Annotated in this window: 11 protein-coding genes and 4 pseudogenes; all 15 read left to right on the top strand. The window is 38.1% G+C overall.

Annotated features, from left to right (window positions below; translation table 11 throughout):
* Positions 1 to 61: 61 nt before the first annotated feature.
* A pseudogene (locus DXA55_RS19185) lies at positions 62 to 322 on the top strand (phage portal protein); the annotation flags it as partial.
* Positions 320 to 862, top strand: a complete 543-nt coding sequence (locus DXA55_RS05250) for a recombinase zinc beta ribbon domain-containing protein (protein WP_334294851.1) — start codon at positions 320 to 322, stop codon at positions 860 to 862. The pseudogene DXA55_RS19185 and the gene DXA55_RS05250, both read left to right, overlap by 3 nt.
* Before the next feature lie 154 nt (positions 863 to 1,016).
* Positions 1,017 to 1,625, top strand: a complete 609-nt coding sequence (locus tag DXA55_RS05245) for a hypothetical protein (RefSeq protein WP_117813253.1) — start codon at positions 1,017 to 1,019, stop codon at positions 1,623 to 1,625.
* Positions 1,622 to 2,479, top strand: a complete 858-nt coding sequence (locus DXA55_RS05240; protein WP_117813251.1) for a macro domain-containing protein — start codon at positions 1,622 to 1,624, stop codon at positions 2,477 to 2,479. Before DXA55_RS05245 ends, DXA55_RS05240 begins: the two co-directional genes overlap by 4 nt.
* A 169-nt stretch (positions 2,480 to 2,648) precedes the next feature.
* Positions 2,649 to 4,514: a hypothetical protein gene (locus DXA55_RS05235; protein WP_117813249.1), complete on the top strand. Its 1,866-nt coding sequence runs from the start codon at positions 2,649 to 2,651 to the stop codon at positions 4,512 to 4,514.
* 104 nt (positions 4,515 to 4,618) lie between these two features.
* Positions 4,619 to 4,930: pseudogene (locus tag DXA55_RS05230) on the top strand (23S rRNA (uracil-5-)-methyltransferase RumA); the annotation flags it as partial.
* A gap of 31 nt (positions 4,931 to 4,961) precedes the next feature.
* On the top strand, positions 4,962 to 5,333 hold the full coding sequence (locus DXA55_RS05225; protein ID WP_117813247.1) for a TnpV protein: 372 nt from the start codon (positions 4,962 to 4,964) through the stop codon (positions 5,331 to 5,333).
* 261 nt (positions 5,334 to 5,594) lie between these two features.
* Positions 5,595 to 9,542, top strand: a complete 3,948-nt coding sequence (locus DXA55_RS05220) for a P-loop NTPase (RefSeq protein WP_117813245.1) — start codon at positions 5,595 to 5,597, stop codon at positions 9,540 to 9,542.
* Between the two features lie 207 nt (positions 9,543 to 9,749).
* The gene (locus tag DXA55_RS19525) at positions 9,750 to 9,938 is read left to right on the top strand and encodes an SEC-C metal-binding domain-containing protein (RefSeq protein ID WP_416388276.1); all 189 of its coding nucleotides are present in this window, start codon (positions 9,750 to 9,752) and stop codon (positions 9,936 to 9,938) included.
* 64 nt (positions 9,939 to 10,002) lie between these two features.
* Positions 10,003 to 11,037 carry a virulence RhuM family protein gene (locus DXA55_RS05210; RefSeq protein ID WP_117813243.1) on the top strand — a complete coding sequence of 345 codons (1,035 nt, stop codon included), beginning with the start codon at positions 10,003 to 10,005 and terminating at the stop codon, positions 11,035 to 11,037.
* Between the two features lie 375 nt (positions 11,038 to 11,412).
* Positions 11,413 to 11,823, top strand: a pseudogene (locus tag DXA55_RS05205) (hypothetical protein); the annotation flags it as partial.
* Between the two features lie 20 nt (positions 11,824 to 11,843).
* Positions 11,844 to 12,532: pseudogene (locus DXA55_RS05200) on the top strand (response regulator transcription factor).
* Complete coding sequence (locus DXA55_RS05195; protein ID WP_117813241.1) at positions 12,508 to 13,773, top strand: sensor histidine kinase; 1,266 nt, start codon at positions 12,508 to 12,510, stop codon at positions 13,771 to 13,773. Before DXA55_RS05200 ends, DXA55_RS05195 begins: the two are co-directional and overlap by 25 nt.
* 177 nt (positions 13,774 to 13,950) lie before the next feature.
* Positions 13,951 to 14,625: an ABC transporter ATP-binding protein gene (locus DXA55_RS05190; protein ID WP_015520995.1), complete on the top strand. Its 675-nt coding sequence runs from the start codon at positions 13,951 to 13,953 to the stop codon at positions 14,623 to 14,625.
* Positions 14,622 to 17,051, top strand: coding sequence for an ABC transporter permease (locus DXA55_RS05185; RefSeq protein ID WP_117813239.1), 2,430 nt, complete (start codon positions 14,622 to 14,624; stop codon positions 17,049 to 17,051). Before DXA55_RS05190 ends, DXA55_RS05185 begins: the two co-directional genes overlap by 4 nt.
* Positions 17,052 to 17,351: the final 300 nt, after the last annotated feature.

The raw sequence follows: 17,351 nt of genomic DNA, 5'->3' as shown, positions 1-17,351 counted from the left end.
TCGATATCTATGGAATCAATTTTATCACAGACAGGAACAAAAAGAAAGAGAGGGATAGCAGATGGGTATAAAAAGTTTGCTTGGTTTCGGTCAGGCGAGGGATAAGCCTGTACGGAATTACAGTAATGGTGAGTATTTGTTCAATTTCGGACGAAGCACCAGCGGAAAGAGCGTCAATGAAATGACAGCCATGCAGACTACTGCAGTTTATGCATGTGTGAGGATTTTGTCAGAAGCAATTGCATCACTTCCGATTCATGTATATCGATACAAAGATGGTGGGAAGGAAAGGGTCTGTGACCACCCGCTTTATACGCTCATTTCAAAGCGGATATGGGAATGTGTACAGCTTGAAATAAAACGCAGGAAAAAGTATCTGGAGGAGCATGGGACAAACGCCTATTCCCACCGGCCGGAAAGCAATCCATTTGCATCCAAGATAATTTGCGGAGACTGTAATAAGGTATTTGCACGGAAAGGCTGGCGGAGCAGCACGGGCGTTGATCGTAAGGTATGGCAATGCAGTGAACGCTACAAGGTCAAAGGAGTTATGGGATGTGCCAACCGTCACGAAGAGGAAGAAACGCTGACAAAGGCTTATCTGATGACTTGGAACGCACTGGTGGAGAATAGAGAGGATTTCATGGATCAGTGGACGGAGCAGCTTCAGAGCGAGAACCTATTGGAAGGTTATCGAGCAGAGAAGTTCATAGAATACACCGATGGGGCAGAACCTTTGACGGAGATGGATACGGACTTCATGCTGAAAACGCTGGACCACATCAAGGTCTTTGAGGACGGAACATTGTTGGTAGTGTTCCTGGACGGAACGGAGATTGAATGTAAAAATGAAGAGAAGTAAGAAAAGATGCCGATTGGGAGTTGCGATTCCTGATCAGCTTTTTTGTTGCAGATTTATGTATTGGTTACTTGTAATAATCTATAATTAGTGATATAATCTGAATTAGCACTCAACAAACAAGAGTGCTAACAATAATAAGAGAGGATAGAACAATATGAGTAAACAAGTATATATAAGTGCAGATTATGCAGAATACGATGGTGATCGTGATGTTGTTGAAGAATTGAACAAATGGGGAAGCGATAATCTTCATAAGGTTGATTTTATCGATATGTCTAAAGTAGCATCAGGGAGCGTTTCAAAAGATCCTGATTGCCGCATATGTGATTTGAAACAAGAGTTTAACAGACAAATCAATGCTTCATCTGCAGTTATCTTTGTTGTTGGAGATAAGACTGCATTGCGTACAGCAGGGAGTGCTTGTAAGCGTTCAGGTAATGACCAAGGTTCTTGTAATTGTACACCTTATAAACAAAATACAAATGGTACGAAACCATGTAAGGTATTTTTTACTTCTACTCCTGGTGAAAACGATGATGTAGGATGCATTAATTCATATTCGTATCTGAAACATGAATTTAAACAGGCTGAGAAGAAAAATAAAACAATTATTGTGGTTTATAATTCTCTTCGAAAAGAATCAGGTTGGCTTCCTTCTTATATGAAGAATTACGAAGATAGTGCAAGACCTTTTTGGACAACAAATTGTCGAGGTGATAAAGTAGGAGATTATGCATACATAAAAGAGGTGCTTGGATTTTGATTGATTTATTAAAGAAAAGTGCGACATGTGCTTTTGCTATCATTTCAGCAGTTTTTACTTTCGTTCCGGAAGCTATATTTGGAAAGGTTATATTGATATCAGAAGATGTTCTTAAACAATTCACTTTAGAGGGCTATACTTTAGAAATCAATATTATCGTGAATCGCATACTTACTTTTGTAATTGTATGGTTTATCGCAGCGTTTGGATATAAAGCATATTTACTTTTGCGAAATAAAGTTAGTATAAAAGGGAACAATTATAAAATTACAGTGGAATATGGCGATTTGCTCAAAATAAAGAATTGTAAAAGAGTAATTAATTTTGATGAATGTTTTTCAACACATGTTGGCACTGCTCCTGCTGATATAAAATCGACTTCGATTTGTGGACAGTATTTAACTGCAAATCCTAATCTAAATATTCAATCACTGTTATCAAACTCACAGCTAAAGCCGCTTAAGACTAAATCGAAATATCAGAGCAAAGAACGGTATGAATCAGGGAGAATAGTACCGAATGGGGATGACCTGTTGCTGGCATTTGCTAAACTGGATAAAAATGGATTGGGTAGATTTTTTACACGTGATGAATATTTGGAGTGCTTATCGGTATTATGGGAAGAAATAGATAAGTATTATGGGCAGCAAGATGTATGTATACCGATTTTAGGAGCTGGATTAACTCGCTTTGACGGAGGCTCAGGTGCATCTATTCCTCAGCAAGAATTGCTTGATATGATAATTTGGTCTTATAAATTAAGCTCTCATAAAATAAAATTACCTCGTAAGTTGCGCATTATATGTAGAAGAGATGAAGATTTTTCATTGGATAAAATCGATTCACAAGTATGATGCAAGTTAAAAAAATGCCGATTGGGAGTTGCAGTATATCCGAATCGGCTTTTCATCGGCTTTTTCTTGCTCTTTGGCAGATGGTAAAATAACAGGTGATATGGTAAAATAAATAGTATATTTGAGAAGTTTATTTAATACATAGAGATAGAAAAGAGGGCGATTGGTAGTGATCGAACGAGAATTATATATAAAAGTCTTGGATTGTTTGCATGATGAACAGTATTTGGCAAAAAAAGTGCAGATGATTCAAGAAAGGGATTTTCAAGTAATTGGTGATGTTATAATAAATATGCTTCTGGAAGAAATTGCAGAAGTTGATATTACTCAGATAAAACAAATTATTTGCATATATTTATGCTATAGTCAGGAGCAATATTCAAGACTCACTTATGAAGAATTGTGTGTATTAGTTTGTGAGCATGTTATACGGTTTAAGACATATCCAGCAGACGAATATCAGAAGATTGAAAAAAACTATGATGGAATAAAAAATAAATATGATTCTATTATTGCGGAAATAGATAGTAAGATGCAGTGCATCGATGATCTGATAAAAATAGACAAGGAGCATCCTCAATGTTGTGGTAGCTTAATAAAAAAGCAAAATCAGTTACAAGCAAGGAATAATGGAAATAAAAGTATTCTAAAGGATTTGAAAAAAATAGAAAATGAATATAATGCTCTATTTGATTCAATTCAGGAGAACTATGTTTATCGAGAAATGCTTAAGTATGCAAAAGAAAAAATAGAAACATATTTTGAAGGAACTATTTTCTTAGATACTGAAGATCCATATTTTTCATTGAGAAAAATAGCAATCGAAGTGGCACAAGAAGATAATGGGGAATTGAAGAACTATAAAAGTAATTTTGAAAATTATGACACATGTTTGGAATCTTGGAAAAATGCGGTGCAATCAATAAATAAGCCTTTCTATATGATTAAGATGCGAAAGGTTATAGATGATATAGAAGAGTTTTATTTTCAGAATGGTAATGGTGCATATAGGAATAGATTAGAAGAATTGATTGAACTCTGTAAAGAAAAAAGAGCAAAGGTTTTAGATAGTGATCAATGGATAGACCTGAGAACACATGATTTGAATAAGTATGTACAGGAATTAAAACAACATGTTTCAGAATATCAAGTGTTAGAGTATTTGAGGCAGAAAATAGATAGTTTGTACTGTTTGCAGGACCGGAAAAACGTCTTAAATACGGTTATCGATTCATTTGAAAACCAAAATTATGTTGTTTTTATGAATTTGGTCGTCATCCAAATTGAAGGTTTGTTTTATGATATGTTTGTGGATGCCAATATTCAGAATCGTTTGGACGGACAATTTGATTTGTTTGAAAAAGATGATCTGAAAAGCAAAATGGAAAAGAATGATACAAGTATGGGATTAGAAGAGGCAGCACTATACTTTAAGTTTTACTTTAACAGCATGATTCGTAATAAAGTGGCCCATGGAAGAAATTGTTTTAATGAAGAAGAGTACGAAAGAATTTCTTTTGAGTTGTTATTGGACCTTCAGTATGTAATACATTTGTTGGAAAAACACTCAGACACAAATGAAGCGGTTGAGTATATTAAAAATACTGTACGCTGGCTCGAATTTTCCTTTAGTGGTCAATGTACAGAGAAACAAATTTATGAAAAATTATTAAATTCATTAAATGGTAATGTCCTAAAACGCAGGAATAATTTTATTGGGTATGTCGATTCTCATCAGGAGTTGTATTGGATATTCAATCCTTATTATGAAGCAGCATACGAATATGCCGGGGTAATTGAATTGCGTGACAAATTGAGAGAGTACTTGACGAATGAGAATTTTTGGGATTATGTTCTGAAATATATTCAATCGTATGATGAGCAGGAAATTCCGCATATTAAGATTAAGCAGGAGTTTAAATCCAGAGTAAAAGCAATGCAGGAATATATCGCAAAGAATAAAAGACAAACATTACCATTGGTAAGTGAAGTGAGCAAAACGATGGAGGCTATGCAACTACATGATGCGGGTTAATATATTGTTTGAAAAGGGGGAAAATCTATCCCCCTAAGTGGGGGATAAACCTTTTCGCAAAAGGCAACAGTTTTGCTATTTAGTATAAGAAATAACTTTCACCGCATGTCGAGACGGTAGTTCTTTTGTCCCAACAGAAGCCGGATGACACGATAGAGATCGACTTAGACTTGGACGAGTTGGATGCTACCAGTGCCGAGTTGAAAGCAACCTATCAGGAAATCAAAGATTATGTGCTGAAAGAATTTGGCTTGAAGGTTTCAAGTTTATATATTTCTCAGGTAAAACGCAAATGTGGAATTGAAGTGGGAGAAAACTATAATCTTCCAAAATCAGAAAATGCAAGAGTTCCACAATGCCCGAAAGAGAAAGAAGATGCTATCAAGGCTGCCCTGAAATATTTTGCGATGATCTAAGGACATCACTGATTTCAAGGAGGAATAACACATGAAAAGCACATTTGAAAAAATGGGTGGAACCTACACACTTGGCACAGACGGAATTTACTATCCGAATCTTGTCAGTACAGATGAAGAACTGCATTATGGGAAATATGGAATGATGCGGAAAACATATCTGAAAGAGCATCGTCCGGCAATGTATTCACTGTATATATTGGAAGACAGATTGACAGAACATCTGAATGCGGTGGACGATGAAGCGCAGGAGCGGATGGATATTCTGATGCGTCAGATGATGGAGAAGCAGGGCATTGCGGAAGAATTGAAAGCTCGTGATCAGATGGCATGGGTTGGAGCTGTAAATAACATCCGGAATGCAGCGGAAGAGATTGTGTTAAAAGAATTAGTGTATATTTAAGGTAATGGAAAGCTCCTTCGGGAGCTTTTCGCTGTTTGGAAGAGATTATATAGAAAATGGGTTAAGAAGATGGTATTATTAAAGCAACGGGATTTTTTTATTATAGTATCTAAAATGTTTTATTCATTACAAGGAAATGGAATTGATGAATGCCATTAAACTTCCTAATAGAAATAGAATCTTTCGATATTCTGAATTGGAAAATTTGATAAGTACAGATTAGAGCACGTGTAGATGTAATAAGAGAACGAAAGGAAAAATATGGGAAAAAGCACAAAGAAGAAAAACAAAAAGGTTACAGCTCCAAAAGCAAATATTCAGGAATTAAGTATTTCTAGGGATGGCGGACAAATTGCACTCAGGGGGTATTCATATCAATTTTTGTATTCGTGTTATTTAATTCTTTCGTCATCAAATCCAAGCAATTTTTTCCAGATTGAGGGGATTGAAGATATTGATTGTATCATGCAGAAAAATGGTAGTAATGATATTACTCATATACAGTTGAAATATTCTGTCAACAAACAGGATGCCAGCTTTTTAACTGATGTGCTCAAAAATTTTCTTGAAGCATATTTGCTGGATCAAAATAGATTTTTTAAGCTTGTTTACGATTTCCCTGTTGCAAAAGGCCATCTAAGTAAGATATTTGTATCTAAGTTAGACGAAAAATCACGCACCCATTGGGCTGGCGTGATTTCAAATATCAAGAAAAACAATCCTTCTTGGAATTGGTCCGTTTATGATTTCGATAAATTTATTTCACATCTGTCATTTGAGAAGATTGAAAAATCTATACTTGCTACTGAAATTGAAAAAACCTTAATTAGAATTTATGAGATTAACACAGACAATGTTTCATTATTTGCAAATAGCATAAAAATTCTTTGCTTTGAAAAAATGGAGCAGCGGGCCTATGTGACCAAAGCAGAATTAGATTCCAAAATCCAATCTGTCAAAATAGATATCAGTAAGGGTCCTCAAAATCCAGCTCATAGTTGGATTCGTAAACTGGACTACTCTAAGCCTAGCATTGATGAAGGGTGTAGTTTTTACGAAGGGAAAAAAGCAACACCAGCAGATATAGTAAGTGGGTTTCCAATCAAACGACCGAGTTTAGAAAAAGATGTTATTAATTCTATTTGCGAAAACATGGTTACTGTAATTAAAGCTTCTAGTGGGCAAGGAAAAACCACGCTGGCTTTGCGGGCAGCTTATATTCTCCAAAATGAATATATACCATATCAGTTACTATGGTGTGATGAGATAAAAGAAATTGGGAATATTGTCCAATATTTCAAAGCAAGAATTCAGCTTGGTGAAAAGATTCTTATCTTAATTGACAATCTGGATAACCATCTCAGCAAATGGAATTATCTTGTTCAGCTCTTACAATCCGAATTGCATTGTCATTATAAGTTGCTCATCACATCGCGAGAGATGGATTGGTATAATTATAGTGGTGACTTGAGCAATATCCAGTCTTTGAAAGTAATTAAGCCGGTTTTAGAAGAAAAGGAAGCAATAGAGATATTCAATCTATTCAGAGAGGCTAAGCAGCTTCACCCAAGCATAACAAGCTGGCAAAGAGCATGGAATAAGATTGCAGAAAGGCAACTACTTATAGAGTATGTCTACTTGCTTACTCATGGTGAGATGTTATCAGAAAGAATAGCCTCACAAATATCCGAAATAGGACAATCATCTTCTGGCAAAGCAAAATGTGAAATCTTACGCAAAGTATGTTTTGCAGATCTTTGCGGAGTCAGGCTTTCTGCTATCAAACTTTCTGCAAGTCAATCAGAAGACTCTGGCTCGGATTTTGGGGAGCTTTTAAAAGGTATGGAATCGGAGTTCCTTGTGCATGTAAATGAAGAGAGCGGGTATATTGAGGGGCTACATCCCATTCGGTCAAAGCACGTTGTTAAGAGGCTGCATGAATTCCTGCCAATTGACAATACCGCCATTTCAGTTATGAAAATGGCGGACAAAGCGGACCTATCGATACTGTTTTCTCATCTGCCGGAGTTTACCCTGAACAAAGAAACGTTTTTCCGCGATGCGGTCGAGAGTCTATGGGATGAAAAAGACCTTTCAAACTATACTTCTGCAATACAGGGGCTTTTTTCAGGGAGTGTGATGCAGTATTTCCTTTCTAACCGGGCTGCGTTTGACGATGCAGATGCCCACGGCGGTCTTTTTCTTCTATCGACCGAAATGTGCCCCTTTGCTGTATTCGAGGATTTCGGTGTGTCGATGGATACGCTGGACAAAATGCGGGAAACATTTCCGGATAATAAGAATATAGAATATCTTTGCCGATTACGGGAGCGTATTCCCACCTGCTGTTTGCAGGAAACGTATGTCTATGTTTTCTGCGATTGTTTATATAGGAAAATGCGCACCTTTCGTTTTGACGGAATAAAGGACATCACGTCCTATACCTCCATTTCTGAGTGGATCTATAACATCAATCCAGAGTGGAATGTATCGGCCGGATTTTCTCTGGACGATCTTTGGAGCAAGCCAGAAAAATTGACGCTGGAGTGCGTTTCTACGCTGATGTATCTCTCCTACTGCGGAAACAGAGAGAAATATATGGAATTTGTGGAACGAAATCTTAAGAGTATTCTTACGTACCTTAAACAGTGGACCAGATCACATAGGGTATTTATTGATTCCGAAAAAAAAGCGATTCACATTAAATATATCCTTCGATTGCACAATATTAAAACGGGAAATGAGCAGAGCGTCTCAAGGCTGAAATTCCTTTGTAAAGCCTTGCCTATTTTTGATTTGTATTGCGCGGATGCTCTCAAGCCGACAGTTGATTTGCTATCGGCTTATCCTGTTCCCGACGATGCACATAAAGAAATGCCCATTAAAAACATTGTAATCATGTTCCATCAGAATCTTACGTCGCTATGGAACAAGACCATTATGAGCAATTACGAATTTGATACCGCGACAGAATGGTTAAATTACTGGTTTGATGTGAGAGAACATATATGTTTGCTTGCAGATAAGTGCTGTGCCTGTATTTACAAACTCCTTGGCGGAAAACCATTAGGGAGTTTGGCCGGGGAGGTAGATCAACTTCGTGAAGAATTTGCCCTAATTACTACTGGTGAAAAGCGATATCCTAAAGAAGATCGTCCTTTTGAAGAAAAAGCTACAGTGCCCGAGAGGTTAGGAAAAATAAAGAGTAAATACTTTCAAAGCATACAAAACTTTATGAATCAATTTGCAGGGTTCCTCATTAAGAATGAACAAAAACAAAGATTGGCTATGGTTAACCTCACAATAGCCAAAAGTGCTCTTGTGACAATGCAGAATTACTTTGCAGAAATTGCAATTGATTTTAGCTTTCAGGAAAGACAGTTGACTCTTTGTGTTATGGAAACACAAAACATAGAGCGACTAATAATGTGCTGTAGCTACTACCAGACACATTCGCCAAATAAGTATTTTAATAAATATCAAATTAGCAATTGGTATGACGGGCATTGTCGGGATGAGAGAAAGATAGTAGAAGACGGATTGTCGGAATTAGAATCAAAGTATTCGATTCATTTTCCTGATCAGATTTACACCATTGACATGTTGAGCTATTATCCCATCATAGTTGGTAATTTTGATATGGCATCGGAAAGCAATTTAACCGAATGTCTTCTGGGCTGTATCGCATTTGCTGATGCTCCCTTTGATTACCTAGTCATATTATCTGCAAACGAGTCCGAAGAAATAGATTCTACTGCTTTACAGTTCCCTCGACGGATGCTCGTTGACGTCAAGAAGGCAATCGAATCAGAAAATCATTCATTGCTTGATAAACTGGTGCCTCCATATCCTGTGAATGTGACAGCACAAATGCTTGACTGCTTTAGTGAAAAATATGATTTGCCTGAAAAAAAAGTCACCGATGTCGATGAACTTCCAATAGGATATATTGCAGAAGAACTATGGATATATTCTAAATCTGTGGAGTTGTTGACGGAACCAGAAGATGCGTGTTATCTTGCAGCTCAAACGCAAGATATTCAGCTCAACATTACGGAAATGCTTTGTTTATTGAAGAACAAGCTTCCGTTCAAAGATGTCGATTGGTTAATAGAAATTTGTGATAACGTATTTTCAGGAGAAAAATTTGATGACATTATGTTCAATAATGTTATTGAACATTTCATACAGAAAAAGATTGAACAGTAAAATCGTTGTAGCTTGATTGTTTTAGCAGACAGTGTCTATTTAATCGAAGAAAAAGAATGTTGATAGTATAGGTATTGAAAATGCTAGACTATCGGTCATAATGATGTTGAATACAATTCAGTAGACCAGTTGATAACTTATATTCCTAATCCGAAAGATAGAACAAAAAAGAAAACAGAATATTTGCTTGAATTTGAAAATGAGGCAATGCGTATGTTTCAAGCTATATTGGGAGTCTCTGAATATTTGTATCGTCTGAGGGAACTTGAACTTATGCATGATGGAAAAATTCCTATTATGGTTCAGGAAAGAGCAAATTGGCCGAAGAAGATAGGCCGCAATGAATTGTGTCCATGTGGAAGTGGAAAGAAGTATAAGCGTTGTCATGGGCGATGAGAGTATACAGAAATTCGTTCATTGTTTATTATAGAGTGCTTTATCGAAGAAGGAGGCCGCTTATTTGAAAAAGAAAAAAGATGAAATAACCATCCGTTCCAGTGCAGCAGAATACTTAACCTATGTTGCCTCTGTGGGTGATCAGCAGGACAGCATTGAGATGCGCTATGAGGATGAGAATATATGGCTGACACAGAAGATGATGGCCACATTGTACGATGTCGGCACTAACACTATAAATTATCATATTAAGAAAATCTTTGAGGACAGTGAGTTACAAGAGGATTCAGTTATTCGAAAATTTCGAATAACTGCCGCCGACGGAAAAAGCTACAGCACAAATCACTATTCCTTAGAGATGATCATTGCAGTAGGATTTAAGGTAAATTCTGAGTGTGCGGTGCAGTTCCGTAAATGGGTCAATCAAATTGTAAAGGACTATACCATCAAAGGCTGGGTTATGGATGACGAGCGTCTCAAACGCGGAACTTATCTGACAGAAAAGTATTTTGATGAGCAGTTAGAACGAATTCGTGAAATTCGAGCAAGTGAAAGAAAGTTTTATCAGAAAATAACTGACCTGTATGCCACAGCCATTGATTACGATAAGAATTCTGTAACTACCAGGAGATTCTACGCAACAGTTCAGAATAAAATGCATTACGCAGTTCATGGTCATACGGCGGCTGAACTGATTGTAGAAAGAGCTGACCATACAAGAGAGCATATGGGATTAACTACTTGGGCAGATACTCCTGAAGGCAAAATTAAGAAGAGTGATGTTACGGTTGCCAAGAATTATTTGAGTCAGGATGAAATGAAACAGCTGAATCGTATGGTTACTGCATACTTGGATTTTGCTGAGAATATGACATTACGGCATATTCCACTCACGATGCAGGACTGGGAAAAACGGCTTAATAGCTTTATTGAAATGTTTGATTATGGTATTTTACAGGATGCAGGGAAAGTGTCAGCTGAAATTGCAAAGCTTCATGCTGAGACTGAATTTGAAAAATATCGTGTTATCCAGGACAGATTGTTTATGTCTGACTTTGATAAATACATGCTGGAATTGGAAGAGAATGCGAAGAAATAACAGGATTGTTTCTCCCTTTCAATGCCGGATTTTCAGAAATGCTAAGGTTGAGTGCATGGAAAACTGGCTATCAATTAGAACGAAAAATAGCCGTTGACCCGTTTTTGTAGGAAGAACGGACAAGGTTGAGACAATGGCAGTTCCTCGGAAGATTTGACTTTTATGTTGGAATCACTATAATAGTAGAAACGAATAAAAAAGTTGAACTTTTTCCGTGGACAAACAAGGTTCAGGCTGCGATATGGATAGCGGAATGTATCAAGATTTTCTTGCTACAGAATTTGTAGATATGTTTCCGCAAACAAACGGAGATATTTTGGTACAAACAATATTAGCCGGGACAGGTTCCAGATGCCTGACATCAATCCGGACCTATCGAGCCATGTTGAGACGGTAGTTCTTTTGTCCCAATTGAAACAGAAGCCGGATGATTATATTAATGTCACGATTGAACTTGATAATGTGGATATAACATCTGCAGAGACTAAGGCAACATATGATGAGATAAAGAAGTATGTGGCTGAACATAATGCCGGCATGAAGGTTTCCAATCTGTATATCTCACAGGTAAAGAGAAAATGCGGAATTGAGGTTGGAAAGAATTTGCGCGTTGCAACGAGGAGAATGGACTGCTTGCAGGGCAATTCGACGACTGCCGCGACAGACTTGGAACTTGTTCCAAGTCCTAATTTACCTAAAAATGAAGATAGCAGGCAACCGCAGTGTCCAGAAGATAAAGAGAGTGCAATTGTGGAGGCATTGAAGCATTTTAAGATGAATAGTTAATAAAGAGAGGTGCAGATGCTATGCCAGGTATACTCGTGGTTGAAGATGATGAAAATTTAAATCGTGGAATTACATTTTCACTGAAAAAATCCGGATATGAGGTTTTTTCAGCAGAATCAGTGAAAAAAGCGAAAAGAATTGCAAGTGATCATAATGTGGATGTTACCATTTGTGATGTGAATCTTCCGGATGGGAATGGACTGGAATTTGTAAGGTGGATGAGATGCAATTATAATACATACATTATTTGTCTTACAGCACTAGATCAGGAGATGGATCAGGTCATGGGATATGAAGCAGGGCAGATGATTATATTACAAAGCCGTTTAGTCTTTCGGTACTTCTTTTGAAAATAGAAGCACATTTCCGCCGCAGACAGGAGAAAACGGAAGCCGGAAAGATGATTTCGGGAGATATCGTATTTATCGCAGGAGAAATGAAAGTCCTGATAAAGAGTCGTGAAATCAGTCTGACAAAAACGGAGTTGAAAATGCTGACTTTTTTTCTTCAGAATCCGAAACAGATTCTTTCAAAAACACAAATATTGGAAAATGTGTTTGATCTGGAAGGGGATTTTGTGGATGAAAATACAATCGCTGTCAATATCAGAAGACTCCGTGAGAAAATCGAAGACAATCCGGCTGCACCGGTCTATATCAAGAATATCAGAGGTCTTGGGTATATATGGAATCAGGAGGTAAGGCAGTGACAAAGAGATATCGCAAGAAGATTACAGTAGTGTTCTCCTTGGTATTACCTGTCATATTATTGTTTGCAATATTAAATTGCTTTACCACGTATGTGTTTTATGAAGATTACAAATATAAAATGAATCTTATGACAGAGATTGCTGCAAAGGAAGAATTTTCCGGGCTGGATGCTGTTTCGGAATTGCTTAAGGATAAGGATATTGAAACCAACGAACAGGGAAAGCAATTATTGGAGCAATATGGATACTGGGGAAATAAAGGGAATGCATTTTATTCGCAATTCCAGCATCAGGTTATGGTGATCGGTGCTGTAAGCACTGTGATATGCGTGTTTTTTTTGACTTTTTTACTTTATTGGAAGAAAAAAGAAGATGCGTGTCATCAGAAAATATTAGACCAGTTGGAAGAAATTCTGATCAGATTCCGTGAAAATAAATTTGATGATTTACTGAAAACGGAAAATTACGCAGAACTGGAAAAATTGAATGACCAGCTTGAAGCAATCGGACATCATATTCAGTTGCTAAAGGAAGAAGCACGGACAGAAAAAGAGAGCACGAAAGAAATGGTTTCTGACATTTCACACCAGTTAAAGACACCGGTTGCAGCTTTGGATATATGTTTTAGTGTGCTGATGCAGAATGACTTAAGTGCCACAGAACAGGAGGAGTTTCGTATCCGTTGTCGGAGTGCTCTGGATGGACTGGAGACATTATTGCAGTCGCTTCTTGAAATATCCAAGATGGAAACTGGACTGATTCAGATGAATAAGAAAAAACTTCCACTTATAGATACTGTCATATCTGCTGTGAATCGTACATATCCAAAAGCGGATGAGAAAGAAATTGAATTCGTTTTTGACTATGAAAAAGAGCTGGAAACATGCACGATTATGCAGGATAAAAGGTGGCTTGGCGAAGCTGTGATCAACGTTCTGGATAATGCGGTCAAGTACAGTCCGGGTGGTTCAAAAATATTTATCCGGTTACAAAAAAGAAACGATCTTGTAAGAATGGAAATTGAGGATCAGGGAATTGGTATTCCGCAGAATGAGTATCACAAAATTTTTCAACGATTTTACAGAGGAAGTTCCAGGGAGGTCATGGAAAAGAGTGGTACAGGAATCGGACTTTTTCTATCGAGAGAAATTATCGAAAAGCACGCAGGTATGATTACGGTAACCTCCGGTAAAAAGAAAAAAGGAAGCACGTTTGTGATTCAATTACCATATGTTAGTTAAATTTTAAATGAGCAGAAATCTTACAATTCTGTAAGACTTCTGCTCGTTTTTGAAAGTGAAATGAAAGATTATCCTGATACAATTTGGATGTAGGTTGAAAAATGACCAAATATATAAACAGGCAAAGAAAGCGTGCTGAAAAGGTACGTTTTATAGAATTGAAAAGGAGGTAGCACATTGAGTGTGATATTAGAAACCAAGCAGCTTTGTAAGTTTTATGGCGCAGGTGAGAATCAGGTCAAAGCGGTCAATCAGGTGGACATTCAGATTGAGCAGGGAGAATTTGTCGCAATTGTTGGAAAGTCAGGTTCCGGTAAAAGTACATTACTTCATATGCTTGGAGGGCTAGACACCCCGACAAAAGGCAGTGTTACTTTAGCAGGGAAAGATTTATACAGGATGAAGGAAGATGCCCTTGCTGTTTTCCGCAGAAGAAAAATCGGATTTGTTTTTCAGGCATTTAATCTGGTTTCATCTGTTAATGTCTGGGAAAATATTGTACTGCCACTGGGGCTGGATGGAAGAAAAGTGGATGAAGCGTATGTAAATGATATTATTGCAACTCTGGGGATTGAAAAGAGGATTTACAATTTGCCAAATCAGTTATCCGGAGGACAGCAGCAGAGAGTAGCAATTGCAAGAGCACTGGTGAATCGTCCGGAAATTATATTTGCAGATGAGCCGACAGGAAATCTTGATTCCAAGACCAGTGATGAGGTGATCGCCCTACTTAAGATGACAGCAAAAAAATATGGACAGACAATTGTAATGATTACCCATGATGACGAAATTGCACAGGTCGCTGACCGTATTCTGGTGATTGAGGACGGACAGGTGGTGGATTTCAGATGAAGACAATAAGCAGGATTGCATATAGCAATGACAAAAAGAACAAGACAAGAAGTATACTGATTATGATGTCCATATGTCTGACTACGATGCTGCTTGTGATTATCAGTACTGTGGGAAATGGAATGATACGTTTGCAGAAAAGTCAGGCGGCAGGCTCATACGGAAGCAACTACGGCCTGTTTATCGTCGCAGATGGTACGCAATTAAAAGAAGTGGAACGCAGAGCTGAGATATCTGATATCGGCATCATGTGTACGGAGGGCATCCTGAAAGGAAATGAAAATGGCGGCTTTGTCAGTGCGGATGAAACGGTCAGGAAAATGCTTCCCTATAATCAGGAATATGTGTTGAAGGAAGGTACCTATCCGGAAAAGGCGCAGGAAATTGCCGCAGGACGCGCTTTCTTTGATGCAGTGGGATACCATGATGTAAAGGTCGGAGACACCGTAACATTGGAGTACCGTTCCGGCATGCAGTCGGAATACGCACCGGTGGAATTTACTGTCAGCGGGATTTTATATGACCGGGATGAATATACCATCAAGGCTTCCTATGTTGTATTCGGTTCGCAGGATTTTTATAATGAGCGTGTTGCGGAGGGTGACAGGCAATATAATATCTATTTTACCTTGAGCGATTCTGCAAATGTATCTATGAATAATGTTGCGCCTGTTATAAAAGAAATCGCGGATTCCTGCGGCATTGACCAGAAAAACGTGATCATCAATGACCTCTACCTGCAGTGGGTATTGCAGCCGAGCTATGAAATGATTGTGGTTTGTGGAACCCTGATCCTCGGAATCGTGCTGTTTTCCGTTGTGGTCATTTATAATATCTTCCAGGTCGGGATCGCCCAGAAGGTTCAGGAGTACGGAAAAATCAAGGCGCTGGGTGCAACCAGAAAGCAGATGAAGCAGTTGATTTTTCGTGAGGGCATTCTTCTGGCGGTTCCTTCGATACCGCTGGGGCTGCTGTTTGGTTTCCTGATTGCAAAAGTCAGCTTCAACTGGCTGGTGGAGCAGGGAAATCTGGTATCGTCCGGAATCAAGAACCATCAGGTGCCTCTGTTTTCACTGACAATTATGCTCATCTGCATTTTTGTATCGTTTCTTACGGTCGTTTTGGCTCTGCGCAAACCCATGAAAATTGTTTCCCGGATTTCACCCATCGAAGCGACACGGTATCTTGACGGCTCCAAAACGCAAAAACAGGGCAGACGAAAAGGCAGAAAAGATGTCACCGTTTTCTCCATGGCAATGGCAAATGTGACAGGCAATCCGAAAAGAACCATTGCTACGATTCTTACCATGGGGCTTTCCTGTGTATTGTTTGTAATTATCTCTAATTATGTTGGAAATATTGACACGGAGCACGAGGCGCGGATTGCAATCAACCATGGACAATTTGAGTTGCAGCTGGATTATTCCCAGAATTATGATGAAGCCTATTCGGAGAATAATCTGGACACAATCCTACAGAACAACCCACTGGATGATTCAATGATTGAAGAAATCAAAAGCATTCCAGGAGTGACAGATGTCATGACGAGAGAGATTGTCTCTGTAAATCTGAACGGAACAAGATTTCCGGCTGATATTGTGAGTAAAAATGATTTTGATTTTATGCGCCAAGACGGGGATATTGGCTCTATGGACTATGATCAGGCGGTAAAGAATGGTGATATTTTCTTTGGCTGGTCAACGTGGATGGAACAAGATGGATATGCTCCGGGTGAATCCATTGCATTTGACTTTGAGAATGGAAGTGGAACCTATACCTATCAGGGAAAGATTGCAGGCTCTTTTGTAAGTGCGGACACTTATCTTGTCATTCCGGAAGGTGTATACCGTTCCATGAATCCGAGAGGAACAGCCTATGGCTATCTGTGGGTGGACTGTGATAAAAAAGATGTGGCATCTGTAGAACAAAGTCTGAATACTTTGATTTCTAATACTTCGCATATAAAAATGGATACTTATCATGCGCAGTTACAATCTGCCGAATTTGCAAGCAGCATGATGAAGCTTGGCTGTTATCTGTTTATGGCTATTGTAGGACTCATCGGGTTTATGAATATGGCGAATACCATGATCATGAATATTACGACAAAAAAGCAGGAATATGGTATATTACAGGCTGTGGGTATGACAAATAAACAATTAAATTTATGCCTGCAGTTACAGGGACTGATGTTTACGGTGGGTACCATATGCGTAGCTTTGATCATTGGTCTGCCGCTCGGCTATGCACTTTTTTCCTATGCAAAACATAATGGAATATTTGGAATGAATATCTATCATGTTCCAATCGTACCAATTTTTATTATGATTTTTTTGGTCGGTCTGTTGCAGATTGTACTTTCCTGCGTTTTAAGCAGTAATCTGAAAAAGGAAACGCTGGTAGAAAGAATAAGATATCAGGGATAGCAAGTAATATGTAATGAATTAGGTCTTAATGAAGAGGAGAAATAGATAACTTCCATTTTGTATGTATGATAAATCTAAACAGTATTTTAGCAACATTTCCTGAGTGGGGACAGAAAGTGCCCCCACTTTCACGATTTGGGGGCGAAAAGCACCACCATATATCATAAATGATGGGTTCAAGGGAAAAATCCCTTATAAGTTTTTTGAAAACTGTCGTTTGGTAAAATCTATTCCATTTTTAAAAGCCTTGCGATAAAATATGTTCTGTGAGACGGTAGTTCTTTTGTCCCAACAAAAGCC

The organism is Blautia sp. OF03-13, assembly GCF_003460685.1.
Taxonomy (GTDB): Bacteria; Bacillota; Clostridia; order Lachnospirales; family Lachnospiraceae; genus Fusicatenibacter; species Fusicatenibacter saccharivorans.
The sequence above is the reverse complement of the archived record's forward strand: the minus strand, read 5'-3'. Positions and strand labels throughout refer to the sequence as shown.